The following is a 17,683-nucleotide window of genomic DNA, read 5'->3' as shown; positions in this document are numbered from 1 at the left end:
CCCCACACCCATACACCCACATACACCTGTAGGAGCGAGCTTGCTCGCGAAAAACTCAAAGACGCCACGTTCATCTAGGATGCACGCGTTATCGTTGACGTTCTTCGCGAGCAAGCTCGCTCCTACAAGTGGCGTATTAATCCGCCGTTAACCCCCTTCTGTTTAAACCACTCTCTGTGTGTAAACTTGCCGCCACAGGCACAACCAAACAAAGGGATACGGAGATGAGTGACGAATTGCGTTTAGGCAGGGAGCGGCGCTTTCTGGTGTTGCTGGGCATCATCTGCCTGGCGCTGATCGGCGGTGCGCTGTACATGCAGGTGGTGTTGGGCGAAGCGCCGTGCCCGCTGTGTATCCTGCAGCGCTATGCCTTGCTGTTGATTGCCGTTTTTGCGTTTATTGGTGCGGCTATGCGCAACAAAGGGGCGATCACGCTGTTTGAAGGGTTGGTGGTGCTCAGTGCCTTGGGCGGTGTGGCGGCTGCCGGTCACCATGTGTACACCCAGTTCTTCCCCGAGGTCAGCTGCGGCGTGGATGTGCTGCAACCGATCGTTGACGGCCTGCCCCTGGCCAAGGTGTTTCCGCTGGTTTTCCAGGTCGACGGCTTCTGCAGCACGCCGTACCCGCCGGTGCTCGGTCTGTCGCTGGCGCAGTGGGCGCTGGTGGCGTTCGTGCTGACGGTGATCCTGGTGCCCCTGGGCATCTACCGCAATCGCCAACGCAAAGCCTGAGCCATTCATTGAAACGCCCCGGCCTTTCTCAAGGGAAAGCCGGGGCGTTTTTGTTTGTAGGGATTTTTGAAGGGACAGTGACGCGGGACAATTTTGACGACGCGCAGTGTGCGACATGTTGTCACACAGGCGCTGTCGCTGGGCGTTTCCGAGCCGTCACAACGCCGCTTGAATTTACCCATGGCCGTTAATGTGTGCTGTCAGTTCATCGTTTGAGCAACACCGCGAATAGCGCGCCGTTCGCGGCTTTCGGTGGTCAGCGAGTGCCCTGTTTTATGGGGGCTTGGAGCGCTTTTTCAGGCCCTTACGGCGGGTAAGGGGTGTGGCAGTTTGCCCTATAACACGGCATTTTTTGTGGTTTTTGTTGAGAATCCAACGCGATAAGATCGCGAACCTTTGCAAAATAGGTGAAGGATTATTGCTGGAATCGATAAAAATTATTTCTTTATAAGTCATGGTTTATACATCGCTAGCTAACTACAATCGCCCGCACTGAATGTCCGGTGCTGTTCAATATTTGAGCATTGGAGCGGTCGAGGGGCAGATGGATGGCTCTGTGCGACCCCAGGTTCCGGCAGCCTTTCAACTATCCGCACCAAATGGAATTGGTCTGTAACAAGGCCTTTAACCACGAAATCGAATAAGAACTCACCGCAGGTCCGCGAACCGTCCAATCAGGGCGCACGGGCAGGCTCTTATTCAATCGAAGAGAAATGCCAACCCTTGGCAGGGTGAAGTGTTGGCGATCAAAACCCAACTGCATTGCGCAAGCTGCTTTAGAGGTCGTGAGATGAGTAAAAACAGGTACCCCCGATTACTAGGCTTTTTGCCGCTGCTTGGCATGATGTTAATGCTGGGAGGCTGCAAGTGGTCCTTGCTCGACCCAAAAGGACAGGTCGGTCTGGATGAACGCAACCTGATCATCACTGCCACCCTGCTGATGTTGCTGGTCGTGGTCCCTGTGATCATCATGACCTTCGCCTTCGCCTGGAAATACCGCGCGTCGAACACCAAGGCGACTTACGCGCCGAAGTGGTCGCACTCCACCAAGATTGAAATCGCGGTGTGGCTGGTTCCGATCCTCATCATCATTGCCCTGGGTTATGTGACCTACAAGTCCACCCACGCGCTGGACCCGTACCGTCCGCTGGACTCCGAGGTCAAGCCGATCAACATCGAAGTGGTCGCGCTGGACTGGAAGTGGCTGTTCATCTACCCGGACCTGGGTATCGCCACCGTCAACAAGATCGTGTTCCCGGAACATACCCCGGTTAACTTCAAGATCACCTCCGACACTGTGATGAACTCGTTCTTCATCCCAGGCCTGGGTGGCCAGATCTACGCGATGGCCGGCATGCAGACCAAGCTGCACCTGATCGCCAACCAGAAAGCTGAAATGGACGGCATCTCCGCCAACTATAGCGGCGCAGGTTTCACCGGCATGAAATTCAAAGCGATCTCGACGAGCCAGGAAGAATTCGACGCCTGGGTAGCCGAAGTCAAGGCCGCACCTAAACAGCTTGATCAAGCTGAATACGAAGCCCTTGCCAAACCAAGCCAGAACAACCCAGTCGCGCTGTACTCCACTTACACGCCTGACCTGTTTCAGAAAGTCGTCGACAAGTACGAAGGCATGAAACCAGGCAAGCCGGTCAAGCACGAGAAGAAAGAAGTGGCTGCGGTTGAAGGTTCTGACACGGGCTCGCATTCAACTGCTGGGGCAGAGGAGTAAACGATGTTTGGTAAATTAAGTTGGGATGCGGTCCCGTTCCACGAGCCGATTGTGATGATTACCATCGCCATGATCGCGCTGGGTGGTCTGGCACTGGTTGGGGGTATCACTTACTTCAAGAAGTGGACCTACTTGTGGACTGAGTGGCTGACTTCGGTCGACCACAAGAAAATCGGTGTGATGTACATCGTCGTTGCCATGGTCATGCTGCTGCGTGGTTTTGCCGACGCCATCATGATGCGTACCCAGTTGGCCATGGCCACTGAGGGCGCGCCAGGCTACCTGCCGCCTGAACACTATGACCAGATCTTCACCGCTCACGGTGTGATCATGATCATCTTCATGGCGATGCCTTTCTTCACCGGCCTGATGAACCTTGCAGTGCCGCTGCAGATCGGTGCCCGCGACGTTGCCTACCCGTTCCTGAACTCCCTGAGCTTCTGGCTGCTGGTGTCTGGCGTGGTGCTGATCAACGTGTCCCTGGGCGTCGGCGAATTCGCCAAGACCGGTTGGGTTGCGTATCCGCCATTGTCGGGCCTGAAATACAGTCCGGGCGTGGGTGTGGACTACTACATCTGGGCGCTACAGTTATCAGGGCTCGGGACGACGCTGACGGGGGTCAACTTCCTGGCCACCGTGCTGAAAATGCGCGCCCCTGGCATGAAGATGATGGACATGCCGATCTTCACCTGGACCTGCACCTGGGCCAACGTGCTGATCGTGGCTTCGTTCCCGATCCTCACCGCTACGCTGGCACTGCTGTCGCTTGACCGTTACCTGGATTTCCACATTTTCACCAACGAACTTGGTGGCAATCCAATGATGTACGTGAACCTGTTCTGGGCATGGGGTCACCCTGAGGTGTACATCCTGATCCTGCCAGCGTTCGGTATCTTCTCCGAAGTGATCTCGACCTTTACCGGCAAGCGCCTGTTCGGTCACCACTCGATGGTCTACGCCTCCGGTGCGATCTCGGTACTGGGCTTCATGGTGTGGCTGCACCACTTCTTCACCATGGGTTCGGGGGCCAGCGTCAACGCCTTCTTCGGCCTGGCGACGATGCTGATTTCGATCCCGACGGGGGTGAAGCTATTCAACTGGCTGTTCACCATCTACCACGGCCGTCTGCGTATGACCAGCCAGGTCGTGTGGACACTGGGCTTCATGGTGACCTTCGCCATCGGCGGTATGACCGGCGTACTGCTGGCCATCCCGGGTGCTGACTTCGTGCTGCACAACAGCTTGTTCGTGATCGCTCACTTCCACAACGTGATCATCGGCGGTGCGGTATTCGGTTACATCGCTGGTTTCAGCTTCTTCTTCCCGAAAGCGTTCGGCTTCAAGCTGCACGACGGTTGGGGCAAGGCTGCATTCTGGTTCTGGATCTCGGGCTTCTTCGTCGCGTTCATGCCGCTCTATGCACTGGGCTTCATGGGCATGACCCGTCGTCTGAACGCCACCACCAACCCTGAGTGGGTGCCGTACCTGTACGTCGCCATGGTCGGTGCAGTGCTGATCGCGGCGGGTATCGCCTGCCAGCTGATCCAGCTGTATGTCAGCGTGCGTGACCGCAAGCAGAACATGTGCGAGTCGGGCGACCCATGGAACGGCCACACCCTGGAATGGTCGACTTCGTCGCCACCTCCGTTCTACAACTTCGCCGTGATTCCTACCGCGAACACCATCGATGCGTTCACCGAAGCCAAGGAAAACGGTACTGCGTACCAGCGGCCTAAGCACTACGAACCGATCCACATGCCAAACAACACGGCCACTGGCGTGGTGATGGGTGCGCTGTTGACCGTGTTCGGTTTCTCGATGATCTGGCACATCTGGTGGCTGGCAATCGTGAGCCTGGTGGGCACCATCGGCTACTTCATTGTCCACGCTGCACGTGATGATCAAGGCTACATGGTGCCGGTCGAAACGATCGAGCGCATCGAAGCCGAGCAGCACGCTCGCCTGGTGGCCGAGAAGAAGATCCCGGCCAACCGTGTAGAAACCTCGTTGGAACAGGCTTAAACCATGTCGAACTTAGTGACCAATGCTGGACACGCCCATGTCGATGACCATGGGCACGATGACCATCACCACGACTCGGGCCCGGTAACCGTCTACGGTTTCTGGCTCTACCTGATGACCGACTGCATTTTGTTTGCGTCGATCTTCGCGGTGTACGCGGTACTGGTAAACAACGTAGCGGGTGGCCCGGCGGGCCACGACATCTTCGAACTGCCTTACGTGCTCGGCGAAACCGCCTTGCTGTTGTTCAGTTCGATCACCTACGGCTTCGCCATGTTGTCCTTCTACAAGGGCAACAAGCAGGGCGTACTGACCTGGTTGGGCCTGACCTTCCTGTTCGGCCTGGGCTTCATCGGCATGGAGATCAACGAGTTCCACCTGCTGATCTCCGAAGGCTACGGCCCGAGCCGCAGCGGCTTCCTGTCGGCGTTCTTCACGCTGGTGGGGACCCACGGTCTGCACGTGACATCTGGCCTGATCTGGATGGCGATGATGATGTATCAGGTCAATAAACACGGCCTGACCAACACCAACAAGACTCGCCTGAACTGCCTGAGCCTGTTCTGGCACTTCCTGGATGTGGTCTGGATCTGCGTATTCACCGTCGTCTACTTGATGGGGACCCTGTAATGGCTAATGCACACTCCCATGACAGCCATGATGCGAGTCACGGCAGCGTAAAGACTTACGCTATCGGCTTCATCCTGTCGGTCATCCTGACCCTGATCCCGTTCGGCCTGGTGATGTACCCAACCTTGCCGAAGTCGATCACCTTGATGATCGTCCTGGCGTTCGCGGTGATTCAGGTCCTGGTTCACCTGGTGTACTTCCTGCACCTGGACCGCTCCGAGGCCCAGCGCGAGAACGTGATTGCGTTCGTGTTCGCAGGCCTGGTGATCGTTCTGCTGGTTGGTCTGTCGCTGTGGATCATGTTCAGCATCCACACCTACATGATGGCGAAGTGAGGTAAGACCCGATGTCGCTTAAGCACTTTATCCAAATCACCAAACCGGGGATCATTTTCGGTAACGTGCTTTCTGTGGCAGGCGGCTTCTTCCTGGCCTCCAAGGGACATGTCGATCTGGCCATCTTCCTGGCCGCCATGATCGGCACGTCCCTGGTGGTAGCTTCCGGTTGTGTGTTCAACAACTGCATCGACCGCGACATCGATATCAAGATGGAACGCACCAAGAATCGCGTGCTGGTCCAGGGCCTTATCTCCCTGAAACTGGCACTGCTGTTCGCGACCGTCCTGGGTGTTGCCGGCGTGGTGTTGTTGTACAAGGTGGCCAACCCGTTGGCGGCACTGTTTGCCGTGATCGGCTTTGTCATTTATGTCGGCCTCTACAGCCTGTACCTCAAGCGCAAGTCGGTTCACGGCACGCTGGTGGGCAGTCTGTCGGGGGCGATGCCGCCGGTGATTGGTTATGTGGCTGTGACCAATAGCTTCGACATGGCCGCGCTGGTGCTGCTGGTGATGTTCAGCCTGTGGCAGATGCCGCATTCCTATGCCATCGCGATCTTCCGTTTCAACGACTACCTGGCTGCGTCGATTCCGGTTCTGCCGGTCAAGCGCGGCATCCAGGTGGCCAAGAAACACATCCTGCTGTACATCCTGGCCTTCCTCGTGGCGACCTTGATGTTGACCTTCAGTGGCTACGCCGGCATGAGCTACCTTGCCGTCGCCGCCGCCATGGGCATGTACTGGTTGTACATGGCCTGGACCGGTTACAAGGCGGTGGACGACACCGTGTGGGCCCGCAAGCTGTTCGTGTTCTCGATCTTCACCATCACCGCGCTCAGCGTGATGATGTCCCTGGATTTCCAGGTGCCGAGAGAGCTGTTGCTGACCTACGCGCCCTGAGTGGTTCCAAGCAGTGAACAAGCCCCGCCTTCGTGAGAAGCGCGGGGCTTTTTCTTGGGCGCGGGATTAAATCGGCCGGTGCCTTTCTCGTCATACCTCACTGTACGAGCTGTGCGAATCCATTACCCGCGTACAAGGAGTTGTCACCATGGTCAGCGTTAGTCGTCGGTCCCTTCTCGCCTTGGGCGCGGCCTTGCCCTTGCTCGGGCGCCTGGACTGGGCAGTCGCCAGCCCACCGCCGGCAAAGGCTGAGAAGGTGCGGCTCAACTATAACGAAAGCCCCTACGGCCCCTCGGGCGCCGCCCGCGAGGCGATGCAGGGCGCGATTGCCACGGCCGGGCGTTATCCCTACGGCCACATGTATGCGCTGGCCGCGTTGTTTGCCCGGCAGCAGGGGATTGCCGAAGCACAGGTGGCGGTGTTTTCCGGTTCCATGGCGGCGCTGCGCTACGCGGTGTTGGCGTTTACCGGCGAAAGCCGCGGGCTGGTGATGGCCACGCCGTCCTACGAGGTGCCGCGCCAGGCGGCCGAGGCGAGCGGGGCGCCGGTGCAGGAAGTGAGCCTCACGGCCGAGCACGCCCACGACATCCCCGCGATGCTCGCCGCCGATCCCCAGGCGGGCATGCTCTACCTGTGCAACCCGAATAACCCCACCGGTACCCTGACGTCCACCGAGGCCATCCGCCACGCGCTGGCGAACAAACCCCAAGGCAGCGTGCTGGTGGTGGACGAGGCGTACATCGACTTCGCCGACGCCCCCAGCTGTGTCAGTTGGGTCAAGGAACACGACGACCTGCTGGTGTTGCGCACCTTCTCGAAAATCTACGGCATGGCCGGCGCGCGCGTGGGCCTGGCGATCGGCGCCCCGGCGTTGCTGGCGCGCCTCGCGGTGTTCGGGGGCGACAACGTCCCTGCCGGCAGCGGCTTGCTCGGTGCGCAGGCCAGCCTCGAAGACGTCAACCTGTTGCCGCAACGCAAGGCCCTGAACGCGCAACTGCGCGAGGAGACCGTCGCCTGGCTCAAGGCCCGTGGGTTCACCTGCACAGTGTCGCAGAGCAACTGCTTCATGATCGACGTGAAGCAACCGGCGGAGCAGGTGATCGAGAAACTGGCCGCGCAAGGTGTGATGATCGGCCGCGTATGGAAGAGCTGGCCGCAGTGGGTGCGGGTGACGGTGGGGAACAAGCACGAGATGGAGCGGTTTCGCGAGGTGTTTGCGGCGCAGGTCCAGCGCAGCGTTTAACCCAACACAAAACCAATGTGGGAGGGAGCAATCCCCCTCCCACATTGGGTTCTGCGGTACTACTGCTGCGCGATGCTGTACCCATCGAACGCGGTCTGCTGCTGCAACGCCGTGATCACGCTCTTGCGGCTCAACGGCTGTTCGGCGCCGGCGTTATCCACAAAGCTCTCGACTTCCAGCTCGGCGTCATCGCCTTCACCCACGAAGCTGAAACCCAGGAACTCGAACGCTTCACGGTCGACATTGAGCTTCGAGCGCGGCGTGCGCAGCGGCAGGGTGACGCTGATGCCATCCTTGCTGATCACAAACACTTCGGCTTCTTTCTTCGGCCGCGAGGCCTTGCCCTTGCCGGCGCTCGGGTTGCTGATGGCCTGGTGGGACTGGTTCAGCACCTTGAGGGCCAGGCCGTAGACCAGCTCCTGAAACGCCGGGTCGTCCTTGAAGCTGGACAGGATGCGGCTGATCGAGAACTTGCTGCTCAGGTCTTCCAGGGCGATGTTGTCGGCGGCTTCGGCGTCCTTGAGCTGCTTGAGTTGGCCCATCAGGTCGTAGGCCTTGTCGTCGTCGAAGGCATCGTGGGCCTGGCGGATGGCCACGCGCAACTCGCGGATCTGGTCGCTTTCCTTGGAGGTGTGGAACGCGTCCAGCACCATCTCGCTGATGATCTTGGCCGCTGGCACATGCTGTGAAAGATTGATGGCGTTTTCGTATTCAGCTTTGGATTGCAAGGCGACTACGGATTCTTCGGCGGATTCAGCGGTGTAGGAATCGGGCATTGAAATTTCACTACTTCAGTAAACAGGGACAAAAAAGCGTCGGGCATTTTCGGCGGGGAGGGGGGGCAGGTCAAGGCAGCACAATGCCCTTATTGCGACGCAAGGCGGCCAGCGCCCGCAAAACAGACCTACGGTCAGCCCGCATGCGCAACAGGCTGCCGATGACCGTGCCGCCCGCCCAGGCGCCGCTCGACAGTATCGACGGTGCCAGCGCCAGTGTGCTTCCCTGCAGAAAAGCGTCGGATGTTTTCAGGCGCGGACCAGGGCAGTCGGCTTCAACAGGTATTCCCCGTTAATAGTGATAACGACACATCAAGACCTGAATCTCATCATCCTCTATGCCATAGATCAAGCGATGTTCGGCGGTGATTCGCCGAGACCAGAAGCCACTGAGGTTGTATTTGAGTGGTTCGGGGCCGTCTCTTCAAGGGCATTGAATTCCGATAGCGAGATCATCCCACGGGCTCACCTTTTTGCCGGGTGAGCAGCAACGGGATGTGATCGTCATTAACCCGATCCATTGTCTCGGAGAAATGGGCACGGGCATTGGTGTAGTTGATTGTTTCCATGGGTATGTCCTCGCTTGATGGTACGAGACGTACAGAAATACGTACATGTGTTCAAGGGTTTCCTTATCAACGGTCAGTGGGTGGCACCCTTACGGTTTGAGCCTGACCCACATCAAAACCCCGCAGCGCTAAACCCGTTACAACACAAAGGTCTGATGAACCCATAAAAACGACAACGGACCTGCGCCGAGGAGGCTTCCCCACGCGAGGTCATTAAAGGACTAATGCAATGGCGCTTTCTCTGTCACGCCTGGCCTTGCTGGGGGCGACGCTTGGTCTGACGCTACCCCTGCACGCCAATTCCGCCGATACCGCACTGATCGAGCACGGCAAATATGTCGCGCAATTGGGTGACTGCATCGCTTGCCACACCGCCAAGTCAGGCAACGCGATGGCCGGCGGGCTGGAGCTGAGCACGCCGATGGGCACGATCTATTCGAGCAACATCACGCCGGACCGCGAGACCGGTATTGGCGCCTACAGCTTCGAACAGTTCGACCGAGTCATGCGTGAAGGTGTCACACCTGCGGGTATGAACCTGTACCCGGCGATGCCGTATCCGTCCTACGCCAAGATGAGCGAGGAGGACATGCGCGCCTTGTACGCCTACCTGATGCAAGGCGTGGAACCCGTGCGGCAGGCCAACATCGAGGCGGACATGGGCTTCCCGTTCAACCAGCGCTGGGGCCTGGCCTTGTGGAACTTCGCCTTTCTCGACAAGCAAGCGTTCCAGCCCGACCCCGGCCGTGACGCGCAGCTCAACCGTGGCGCGTATCTGGTCCAGGGCCTGGGCCACTGCGGCTCCTGTCATACCCCGCGGGGCATCGCCTTCCAGGAAAAGGCCATGAGCGATGACGGGCGCGGCGGCCAGCATTACCTGGCCGGCGAAACCGTCGAGCATTGGCGCGCCCTGAGCCTGCGCAACCTGTGGACCGTGGAAGACACCGTGCAACTGCTCAAGACCGGGCAGAACCGTTTTGCCACCGTCGCCGGCAACATGGCCGATGTGATTCACCACAGCACCCAGCATTTCAGCGACGACGACCTGACCGCGATTGCCCGCTATCTGAAATCCCTGCCGCCCGGCCCGGACGATCTGCCGATGCCGTCGGTGGCCCGCGCACCGGCCGCGCCGCCCGCCGACCTGTTCACCAGCCGTGGCGGCCTGGGTTATATGCAGTTCTGCAGCGACTGCCACCGCAGTGATGGCGCGGGGGTGAAAGGCTTGTTCCCGCCGTTGGCCGGCAACCCGAGCATCGTCTCGAACGACCCGACATCCCTGCTGCACATCACCCTCACCGGTTGGGAGACCGCACAAACGGCCACTCACCCACGGGTCTACACCATGCCCGGGTTTGCCCGGCTGGCGGACCAGGAGGTCGCTGAAATCCTCAGTTTCGTTCGCACGCGCTGGGGCAACCAGGGCACGTCGATCAGCGCCGCGCAGGTCAAGACATTGCGCGATCAGCTCGACCCGGCCACGACCGACTCCTCCACTTTCGAAACCCCGCGCCTGGCCGACCTGCTCGCGGCGCCGAACGCCGACCAGGTGGTGCGCGGCATGCGCCTGCACCTGCAAACCAAGGCATTGCTGCCCGACAACGTCGGCAACGCGCTCAATTGCACCAGTTGCCACCTCAACGCCGGCACCGTGGCGGACGGTTCGCCCTTCGTCGGCGTGTCGGCCTTCTTCCCCAGCTATGCACCGCGCGCGGGCAAGGTGGTGAGCCTGGAAGAACGCATCAACGGCTGCTTCCGGCGCTCGATGAACGGCAAACCGTTGCCGCCGCAATCGGCGGATATGCAGGCGATGGTCGCGTACTTCGACTGGATGAAGAACAACACCCGCCCCGAAGACAAGGTGGCCGGGCGCGGTGTAGGCAAGGTCGACCCGGCGATCAAACCGGACCTGGCCAATGGCAAGGCGGTCTACGCCAAGCAATGCGCAGTGTGCCATGGTGACAACGGTGAGGGCCTGGCGCGTGCCGACGGCGAGCGGGTGTACCCGCCGCTGTGGGGCGACCAGTCGTTCAATATCGGCGCCGGCATGGCACGCACCTACACGGCGGCGGCGTTCGTCAAACGCAACATGCCGATCGGCTTCCACGAGCAATTCCCGTTGGGCCAGGGCGGTTTGTCCGACCAGGAAGCGGTGGACGTCGCGGCGTATTTCTCGGGGCAACCTCGCCCGGACTTCCCGGACAAGGTCAAAGACTGGCCCAACGGCGGTAAGCCGGTGGATGCGCGTTACTAGTCCAGTTGCTTGAGGCACGCCTGGAGGATGTCCAGGCCTTCCTCCAACACCGCCGGCTCAATGGTCAGCGGTGCCAGTAGGCGGACGATGTGCCGCGACTTGCCGCTGGGCATCAGCAGCAAGCCGGCGTCCCGCGCCAGGCTCAGCAACTGGCTCAGTTGCTGGGGCGCGGGCGTGCCGTCAGCGTGGGCCAACTCGATGCCACGCATGGCGCCGACGCCGGTCAGTCGGCCCAGGTAAGGCGACAGGCGTTGCGCGCGCCAGGTTTCGTAGCGGCGCAGGATGGCCTCTTCCTGTCGCGCGCCCCAGGCCTGCAACTGTGCATCCGTCATCACCTCCAGGGTGGCCAACGCCGCCGCGCAGGCGATGGGATTGCCCGAATATGTGCCGCCCAGCCCGCCTTTGGGCAGGTTGTCGAGTAACGCCTTGCGCCCCACCACAGCACCCAACGGCACACCGCCGGCGATGCTTTTGCCGAGCAGGATCAAGTCCGGCGTTATGCCCAGGCGCGAGAAGGCAAAACGTTGCCCGGTGCGGCCGAAACCGGACTGGATTTCATCGACGATCAGCAGGATGTTTTTCTCATCGCAGAAGCGGCGAAGGGCCTGGGCGAACGCGATATCCAGCGCGAGGAAACCGCCTTCACCCTGCACCGGCTCAATGATGAAGCAGGCTACATCGTTGACGTCGATTTCCACGCTGAACAAGCGGTCCATGGCCTTCAGCGCGTCGGCGCAGGTCACGTCGTTGTCGGCGCTGGGGTAGGGCAGGTGATACACCGGGCCCGGCAGGACACCGACTTTTTGCTTGTAGGGCGCGACCTTGCCATTCAGGTTGAGGGTGGCGAGGGTGCGGCCGTGGAAGGCGCCGTCGAAGGCGATCACCGCGGTGCGGCCGGTGGCGCCGCGCACGATCTTCAGGGCGTTTTCCGCGGCTTCCGCACCGCTGTTGGTGAGCATCCCGCTGACCGGGTAGTCCACCGGGATAAATGCACTCAGACGATCCATCAGCTCGATGTAAGGCCTGTGCGGAGCGGCGTTGAAGGCATAGTGGGTCAGTTGGGTCGCCTGCTGGCGAATCGCCTCGACCACCGCCGGGTGGCAGTGCCCGAGGTTGAGCACGCCGATGCCGCCGACAAAGTCGATGTAGCGCTTGCCCGCGGTGTCCCAGACTTCGGCGTTCTTGCCGTGGCTGAGGCTGATGGGGTGGACGATGGAAATCGACTGGCTGATGGTTTCGCGGCTCATGAATCTCGGACTCGGCAATGGCGGGCGTCTTTTTATCTAAGCCGTGAGCCGGGCCGGGCCGCAAACGAAATAAAGTCGCCGGGTCATTCCAAATCGGAAGGAGCGCTTGCCAAGCAGCCGTTCGGGGCCACAAACCCGCGCATTCATTCCGAGACGATGTCCTTCCCCGCCGCCTTGGAGCGATACAACGCCTGATCGGCCCGCGCCATCAGGGCGGCGGGGGCTTCACCCGCATGACGCTCCACTACCCCCAGGCTCAGGGTGATTTTGAAGTCGCCCACGGTGGGTACTTCGCTCATGCTTTGGCGAATGCGCTCGGCCAGGTTTTTTGCGCTCTCCAGGGTGCTTTTGGGCAGTACCACCACGAACTCATCGCCACCCCAGCGCGCGAGCAAGTCACCGGGGCGCACGCAGGCCTCCAGGCTCTCCACGACGCTCATCAGGGTCTGGTCGCCGACGCCGTGGCCGTGTCGATCATTGATCGGCTTGAAGTCATCGATATCCATGGCGACCAGGGCCAACGGCAGGCGAAAGCGTTGGGCGCGCTCGCATTCGTCCAGCAGCACTTTCTCCAGGCGATAACGGTTGGCCACGCGTGTCAGGGCGTCACGCTCGGCCAGGGAGCGGTTCTCGTCCAGTTGCAACTGCAGTTGCTGGTTGACCCGCGACAACTCGCGTGTGCGTTCGGCAACCAAGGCTTCAAGGGATTGGTTGCGCCGTTCGAGCTGTTCGATGGCGCACTTGCGCGTATTGATGTCGCGATGGGCGCCGACCATGCGTGCTACCGAGCCGTCGAGGTTACGCGCAACCACATAGCCGCGGTCTTCGATCCACAGGTAGCTGCCGTCTTCTTTGCGGCAACGGTATTCGGTTTGGTAATAGGGCGAGCGACGGTTGATGTAGTCATCGAACACCGTCATCACGCGGGGGTAGTCATCGGGGTGGATGATGTTCTCCCAGGTGAACACGCTGTTCTCCAGGGAGTGGCGGGGGTAACCGAGCATTTCGTACCAGCCCGGGTTGCGATAAACGAACCCCGTATTCGCGTTCCAGTCCCAGACCCCGTCGCTGACCAGTTCAATGACGGCATGCAACATGTCCGCATTGAGGTCAGTTGACGGTTTGTTGCCGGATGTATCGTCCATGTGCGCGCTTCCTGCGTGGGCCCCAAGGCCGGTCAAATTGACGCCGATACTCCGTGGCTGGCGCTACTGTACAACGGGGCTTGCACGCTTTGAATAGAACGGCTGTGCCGCTGCCGAAGTGTGGCGATAGGCCATTATTTCGGCGCCAGCATCCTCGTCGGTGCCTTCCCATTGGCGTTGTGCTGGTAAATGGCCTCGGGCTGGCCTTGTTCGTTGAAAAATACCTGGCCGATCCCCGCCGAGTTCCACAAGCGTTCACCGGCTTCGGCGTGTTCCGGGATATGCGGCACCACCTGCATGGTGCGGCGGCGGGTGAACCAGTTGAGTGGGGAGCGCGGCGAGTAGAGCCAGCGGTTGAGGCGGTCGAACCATTCCAGCAGGTGCGGCGGGAATTCGTTCTTGATGCCGCTGCTGGTGATCTGCCAGAGCTTGGGGCCGGCGTTGCGATGGCGGATCAGCACTTCGTAGACGAACGAGTAATGCACGTCGCCCGAGAGGATGACGTAGTTACCCGGTGTGCGGGAGTGGCGGAAGATATTCAGGATCACCTGGGCGGCGCCGCGATGCGCCATCCAGTTTTCGGCGTCGACCAGCAGCGGGTAGCCGCACCAACTGAACACTTTTTGCACGGTCTCGATCAGCTTGACGCCAAAGATCGGCGCGGGGGAGACGATGATTGCCGACGGGTGGTCCAGCAGCGCTTGTTGCAGTTCGCTCAAGGCTTCCCAGTCCAGCAGGCCGGACGGTTGCTTGAGGTTGAATTCGCTGCGCCAGCGGCGGGTGCGGGTGTCGAGCACCACCAGCGCGGGGGTGGTCGGCAGCACGTAATGCCACTGTTGGAAGGCCAGCAGCGTGTCGATCAGTTGATCCTGCGCACTCGCGTTCAGGTGGTTGTGCTGTGCCTGGGCGACAAGCGCCTGGGTCTGGTTGATCAGCGGGCCAAATACCTGCGGCTGGTTGCCCCAGCCTTGGCACAGCAGGTAAGCCAGCAGCGCGTTACCGATGATGCGTTTGGAGAACGGATGGCCGTAGGCGGTTTCTTCCCACTGCGCGCTGAGGTTCCAGTCGTCGGTGATGTCGTGATCGTCGAAGATCATCAGCGTGGACAGATGGGCAAACACCCGCGCGACGCCGGGCAGGCCGTTGCGGAAGCGATCGATCTGCACCTGTTCGCGGGCATAACGCTGTTGCGCGTCGGCGCTCAGTTGCGGCGGCTGTGGCGCGATCAGCGTCCAGGGAGTGGGGGACCAGACCAACAAATACATGGCCATCACTTCGGCGAAGGTCACCAGGTGATTGTCGGCGGTGCTGCTGGTGAAAATCGGCTTCTTCACGCCGCCGAAGAAGCGCTCGCGCAAGGTCTCGTTGCTGTCCAGCGCGGGGAGCAGTTCGGCCCGCTGGTAATAACTGGCGTGATGCCCGTAGAGGCTGGCGCTGTCGTCCACCACGGCGCCATCCAGGTATTCGTCGAACAGCCCCAGGCGCGCGATCAGCCCATGAATCGCCCGCAGCATCGGCCCGGCGACATCGTCGGCATACACCTGGTCGCCGCTCATCATCAACAATGCCGGGCGTTGGGCTGGGGTCTGGGCGTCGGCCAGCAGGCGATCGACGCACAGCAAGCCTTCGTCCGCCGGGTGATGGGGCTTGCGGCAGGAGCCGTGGACCAGTTGATGAATACGGCTATGCAGCACGAAACTCGGCGATTGCGCGTCGCAATAGAGCAGGTGCGCTGCCCAGTGGGCGATGCCGCGCCCGTCGATCAGCAGGTCATAACCGATCAACGCGTCCTGGGGCAGGGCCTCGTCCAACGGGGTGTCGATCAAGTGGATAAAGGCCTGGCGCCCCACCGGCACGATTTGGCACTGGCCTTGGTCCAGCACGATGTCGCGGCTCTGTTCGGCGACGTGCAGCCTGAGGGTCAAAGGCAGTTGCCGCGTCCCCACCAGCCACATTACCAGGCGCTGCGGTTCAAGGCGCCGCAGCAGCGGGCCGGCGAGGACGTCGGGCAAGGTGCCGGCGTGAGGCATAGGGTTGAAAGCTCTGTGCAAGGGGGTAGCGAAGGTTAACCCGGCGGATGTCAGTATTGTGTTAAGGCCGGGCGGATCGAAAGAAGGAAGAGACTGCAGGTCTGCAGCCTCTGGTTGGGCGCCTCAGATGATGTTTCCCCGACCCAGGCTGTCCAGCCCGCTCACGGGACGGTCTTTTTTAGGCGACTGCTCGCCATTGACGCCAATGGCCGCTCCCTGAGGGGGCGTTTTTGAGGGGGAGTGGTGGTCTACCTGTGTGTTCAAGTAGGTCGGCAGAAACGAATTTTCGAAGTTCAGATGGCTGTAGAAAATATTCATCACGGTTTCCTCTGTAAGTTCGGTTTGCGGCGAACACTGTCGACGCGAACCGAACTTACAGCGGGTAAGAAGGCAGTCGCTATAAACCTATTGAGTCAAAACGAGACTACTCAGGAGTGGGAATCGTCATTCACCGTGGGCACCGTAAATCGGAGCCCACTGCCAGCCTGTCGTGACGTTGAGCAAAGTGAATCGCGAAGCTATCAATGCATCGACGCGCCCTGCCGGGTCAGTGCGGTTTGTACGCATTCGAGCAGATGTTCGGTGCTCCACGGCTTGGGCAGGAAGCGTACCGATCCCCCCAGCTGCGCCGCCAGCCCGGTGTTACCGGACGTCAGCAGCACCGGCACCGACGGCCAGCGATGGGCCACCACGCGACTCAGGTCATAGCCGTTGAGTAAACCAGGCATCTGGATATCACTCACAATCAGGTCCACCGGGTCATCGGCCCGCTCCAGGTAGATCATGCCTTCATCCGCCGAAGGAAACGAGGTGACATGTGCGCCGAAGTCCTCCAGTACATCCACCATTAACGCGCGAATGATTTCGTCGTCTTCCAGCACTAAAATCGATGGCTGAGCCATGATCCTTACTCCACCATCAGGGTTCAGTAGGGTGGAGTGGGGCGGAGCGGATTAGGTTCGATCCGATATGCGCTGAGCGATGGATGGTCGTTTTGCGCGTCTAGGTTGCGCCTTTGCCGGGTGCTGCTGCACGATACCGGCGCTTTTCCACCCACCTCCGGTCCGCTTGCTTGAGGCCGAATTGCGACGACGGGGTTACCGCCGCTGCCGCAGTTACTGGCTATGCGGTCTCGGCGGCCTGGTACTGGGGCTGATCACCGGCCTGTGCGGCCGCAAAGCGATTGTTGCCACCACGGTTGCGGTCGAGAGTGTGGTCCTCAGGCACCTGGCCCATCAACTCCACACATTGCGTGACATCGACCCGCTGGCCGTGGCCGCGATTGCCTCGATCGTCGAGGAGGAACAGCACCACCATGATCACTCGGCCGCGCAGATCGAGCGGGATGACCCGTGGTTCAGGACGCTGGCGCCGGTGGTGACAGCGTGGACCGAAGCGGTGATCTGGATGGGCATGCGTTCCTGACAAACCGGCATAATTACCCGTATCACCCGATGTGGAGCCCTTATGAAATACCGCGCGTTACTGACCTTCGTCCTGATCCTCAACACCGGCGCAGCCTGCGCCGCCGGCAATGCCGAAGCGGGTGGCAAGCTCTTCGCCAAAACCTGCGGCGGCTGCCATAGCATCGGCGAGGGCGCGCGCGGCGGCTTTGGCCCCGAACTCAACGGCATCATCGGCAGGTCAGCCGGCACCACTCCCGACTATCAGTATTCAGATGCGATGAAAAACTCCGGGGTGGTCTGGACCCGGGAAAAACTCGCGGCCTATATCGAGGCGCCGAAGAAGGTGGTGAGCGGCACGCGCATGATCTTCTGGGGCATCAGCGATCAGGAAAAGATCGACAACATCCTGGCCTACCTGGCGACGTTTCAACCTGAGTGATCGCCTGACCCCATGTGGGAGTTGTCGAGCCCCGGCGAGGCTGCGATGGGATCACCGCGTGACACCTGCCAGACCGCAGCGCCTGCATCGCAGCCTCGCTGGGGCTCGACAACTCCCACATAAAACCTGCGTCGTTCTGAAGCCCTTACACCGATAAGGACATCCCCTCAAATGTGGGCGCGGTGCATCAGCCCCGCCCCAAATACCTGCAATACCAAACCACCC

General features: G+C 60.5%; 16 protein-coding genes and 3 pseudogenes. 10 read left to right on the top strand and 9 right to left on the bottom strand.

The genetic code is table 11. The features are described 5' to 3' along the window. Positions 1-224 precede the first annotated feature (224 nt). Positions 225-731, top strand: coding sequence for a disulfide bond formation protein B (locus tag AC07W0_RS29860; protein ID WP_017846721.1), 507 nt, complete (start codon positions 225-227; stop codon positions 729-731). Positions 732-1,204: 473 nt separating this feature from the next. On the opposite strand, the pseudogene AC07W0_RS29855 reads toward AC07W0_RS29860, so the two are convergent. Continuing rightward, a pseudogene (locus AC07W0_RS29855) lies at positions 1,205-1,494 on the bottom strand (hypothetical protein). 27 nt (positions 1,495-1,521) lie between these two features. On the opposite strand from AC07W0_RS29855, the gene cyoA reads away from it, so the two are divergent. From cyoA to ptaA, 6 genes are all read left to right on the top strand, one after another. Beyond that, positions 1,522-2,463 carry a ubiquinol oxidase subunit II gene (gene cyoA / locus AC07W0_RS29850; protein ID WP_026139992.1) on the top strand — a complete coding sequence of 314 codons (942 nt, stop codon included), beginning with the start codon at positions 1,522-1,524 and terminating at the stop codon, positions 2,461-2,463. 3 nt (positions 2,464-2,466) lie between these two features. Further along, on the top strand, positions 2,467-4,485 hold the full coding sequence (cyoB, locus tag AC07W0_RS29845) for a cytochrome o ubiquinol oxidase subunit I (RefSeq protein WP_017846723.1): 2,019 nt from the start codon (positions 2,467-2,469) through the stop codon (positions 4,483-4,485). Between the two features lie 3 nt (positions 4,486-4,488). Beyond that, positions 4,489-5,115: a cytochrome o ubiquinol oxidase subunit III gene (locus tag AC07W0_RS29840; RefSeq protein WP_017846724.1), complete on the top strand. Its 627-nt coding sequence runs from the start codon at positions 4,489-4,491 to the stop codon at positions 5,113-5,115. Continuing rightward, positions 5,115-5,450, top strand: coding sequence for a cytochrome o ubiquinol oxidase subunit IV (gene cyoD, locus AC07W0_RS29835; protein WP_017846725.1), 336 nt, complete (start codon positions 5,115-5,117; stop codon positions 5,448-5,450). The genes AC07W0_RS29840 and cyoD overlap by 1 nt, the downstream gene beginning before the upstream one ends. An 11-nt stretch (positions 5,451-5,461) precedes the next feature. After that, a complete protein-coding gene (cyoE, locus tag AC07W0_RS29830; RefSeq protein ID WP_017846726.1) occupies positions 5,462-6,349 on the top strand; it encodes a heme o synthase in 888 nt (295 codons plus the stop codon). A 148-nt stretch (positions 6,350-6,497) separates the two neighbouring features. Beyond that, positions 6,498-7,592 (top strand): pyoverdine biosynthesis transaminase PtaA, encoded by a 1,095-nt coding sequence (gene ptaA / locus AC07W0_RS29825; protein ID WP_102618912.1) that lies wholly within the window; start codon positions 6,498-6,500, stop codon positions 7,590-7,592. Between the two features lie 59 nt (positions 7,593-7,651). Here the strand turns inward: ptaA and AC07W0_RS29820 are convergent, their stop codons facing one another. From AC07W0_RS29820 to AC07W0_RS29810, 3 genes and pseudogenes are all read right to left on the bottom strand, one after another. Further along, positions 7,652-8,368: a hypothetical protein gene (locus AC07W0_RS29820; protein WP_017846728.1), complete on the bottom strand. Its 717-nt coding sequence runs from the start codon at positions 8,366-8,368 to the stop codon at positions 7,652-7,654. A 292-nt stretch (positions 8,369-8,660) separates the two neighbouring features. Continuing rightward, positions 8,661-8,783, bottom strand: a pseudogene (locus AC07W0_RS29815) (Txe/YoeB family addiction module toxin); the annotation flags it as partial. Then, a pseudogene (locus AC07W0_RS29810) lies at positions 8,783-8,937 on the bottom strand (type II toxin-antitoxin system Phd/YefM family antitoxin); the annotation flags it as partial. The pseudogenes AC07W0_RS29810 and AC07W0_RS29815, both read right to left, overlap by 1 nt. A 229-nt stretch (positions 8,938-9,166) precedes the next feature. Between AC07W0_RS29810 and AC07W0_RS29805 the strand changes: the two are divergent. After that, positions 9,167-11,191: a c-type cytochrome gene (locus AC07W0_RS29805; protein WP_102618911.1), complete on the top strand. Its 2,025-nt coding sequence runs from the start codon at positions 9,167-9,169 to the stop codon at positions 11,189-11,191. On the opposite strand, the gene AC07W0_RS29800 is transcribed toward AC07W0_RS29805, so the two are convergent. The 5 genes from AC07W0_RS29800 to AC07W0_RS29780 all read right to left on the bottom strand — a co-directional run bounded on the left by AC07W0_RS29800 (position 11,188) and on the right by AC07W0_RS29780 (position 16,515). Next, positions 11,188-12,438 carry a 2-aminoadipate transaminase gene (locus AC07W0_RS29800; protein ID WP_102618910.1) on the bottom strand — a complete coding sequence of 417 codons (1,251 nt, stop codon included), beginning with the start codon at positions 12,436-12,438 and terminating at the stop codon, positions 11,188-11,190. The genes AC07W0_RS29805 and AC07W0_RS29800 overlap by 4 nt on opposite strands. 143 nt (positions 12,439-12,581) lie before the next feature. Beyond that, positions 12,582-13,583 (bottom strand): diguanylate cyclase domain-containing protein, encoded by a 1,002-nt coding sequence (locus AC07W0_RS29795; protein WP_102618909.1) that lies wholly within the window; start codon positions 13,581-13,583, stop codon positions 12,582-12,584. A gap of 134 nt (positions 13,584-13,717) precedes the next feature. Then, on the bottom strand, positions 13,718-15,613 hold the full coding sequence (locus AC07W0_RS29790; RefSeq protein ID WP_102618908.1) for an alkaline phosphatase D family protein: 1,896 nt from the start codon (positions 15,611-15,613) through the stop codon (positions 13,718-13,720). 123 nt (positions 15,614-15,736) lie between these two features. After that, positions 15,737-15,931, bottom strand: coding sequence for a hypothetical protein (locus AC07W0_RS29785; protein ID WP_017846734.1), 195 nt, complete (start codon positions 15,929-15,931; stop codon positions 15,737-15,739). Between the two features lie 203 nt (positions 15,932-16,134). Further along, entirely contained in the window at positions 16,135-16,515 is a 381-nt protein-coding gene (locus tag AC07W0_RS29780; protein WP_017846735.1) for a response regulator, read from the bottom strand. A 181-nt stretch (positions 16,516-16,696) separates the two neighbouring features. Between AC07W0_RS29780 and AC07W0_RS29775 the strand changes: the two genes are divergently transcribed. After that, positions 16,697-17,038: a demethoxyubiquinone hydroxylase family protein gene (locus AC07W0_RS29775; protein WP_017846736.1), complete on the top strand. Its 342-nt coding sequence runs from the start codon at positions 16,697-16,699 to the stop codon at positions 17,036-17,038. Positions 17,039-17,080: 42 nt separating this feature from the next. Beyond that, positions 17,081-17,458: a c-type cytochrome gene (locus AC07W0_RS29770; RefSeq protein ID WP_102618907.1), complete on the top strand. Its 378-nt coding sequence runs from the start codon at positions 17,081-17,083 to the stop codon at positions 17,456-17,458. The last annotated feature ends 225 nt before the right edge of the window (positions 17,459-17,683 follow it).

Source organism: Pseudomonas sp. GW704-F2, from assembly GCF_059423025.1.
Note: the sequence above shows the minus strand (reverse complement) of the source record. Positions and strands in the feature narration are given on the sequence as shown.

Bases quoted from the DNA above. Each gene is read 5' to 3' on its own strand.
- AC07W0_RS29800 (WP_102618910.1), bottom strand. From the start codon at position 12,438: ATGAGCCGCGAAACCATCAGCCAGTCGATTTCCATCGTCCACCCCATC.
- AC07W0_RS29790 (WP_102618908.1), bottom strand. From the start codon at position 15,613: ATGCCTCACGCCGGCACCTTGCCCGACGTCCTCGCCGGCCCGCTGCTG.
- cyoA (WP_026139992.1), top strand. From the start codon at position 1,522: ATGAGTAAAAACAGGTACCCCCGATTACTAGGCTTTTTGCCGCTGCTT.
- AC07W0_RS29785 (WP_017846734.1), bottom strand. From the start codon at position 15,931: ATGAATATTTTCTACAGCCATCTGAACTTCGAAAATTCGTTTCTGCCG.
- AC07W0_RS29805 (WP_102618911.1), top strand. From the start codon at position 9,167: ATGGCGCTTTCTCTGTCACGCCTGGCCTTGCTGGGGGCGACGCTTGGT.
- AC07W0_RS29795 (WP_102618909.1), bottom strand. From the start codon at position 13,583: ATGGACGATACATCCGGCAACAAACCGTCAACTGACCTCAATGCGGAC.
- cyoB (WP_017846723.1), top strand. From the start codon at position 2,467: ATGTTTGGTAAATTAAGTTGGGATGCGGTCCCGTTCCACGAGCCGATT.
- AC07W0_RS29780 (WP_017846735.1), bottom strand. From the start codon at position 16,515: ATGGCTCAGCCATCGATTTTAGTGCTGGAAGACGACGAAATCATTCGC.
- AC07W0_RS29820 (WP_017846728.1), bottom strand. From the start codon at position 8,368: ATGCCCGATTCCTACACCGCTGAATCCGCCGAAGAATCCGTAGTCGCC.
- ptaA (WP_102618912.1), top strand. From the start codon at position 6,498: ATGGTCAGCGTTAGTCGTCGGTCCCTTCTCGCCTTGGGCGCGGCCTTG.
- cyoD (WP_017846725.1), top strand. From the start codon at position 5,115: ATGGCTAATGCACACTCCCATGACAGCCATGATGCGAGTCACGGCAGC.
- cyoE (WP_017846726.1), top strand. From the start codon at position 5,462: ATGTCGCTTAAGCACTTTATCCAAATCACCAAACCGGGGATCATTTTC.
- AC07W0_RS29860 (WP_017846721.1), top strand. From the start codon at position 225: ATGAGTGACGAATTGCGTTTAGGCAGGGAGCGGCGCTTTCTGGTGTTG.
- AC07W0_RS29770 (WP_102618907.1), top strand. From the start codon at position 17,081: ATGAAATACCGCGCGTTACTGACCTTCGTCCTGATCCTCAACACCGGC.
- AC07W0_RS29840 (WP_017846724.1), top strand. From the start codon at position 4,489: ATGTCGAACTTAGTGACCAATGCTGGACACGCCCATGTCGATGACCAT.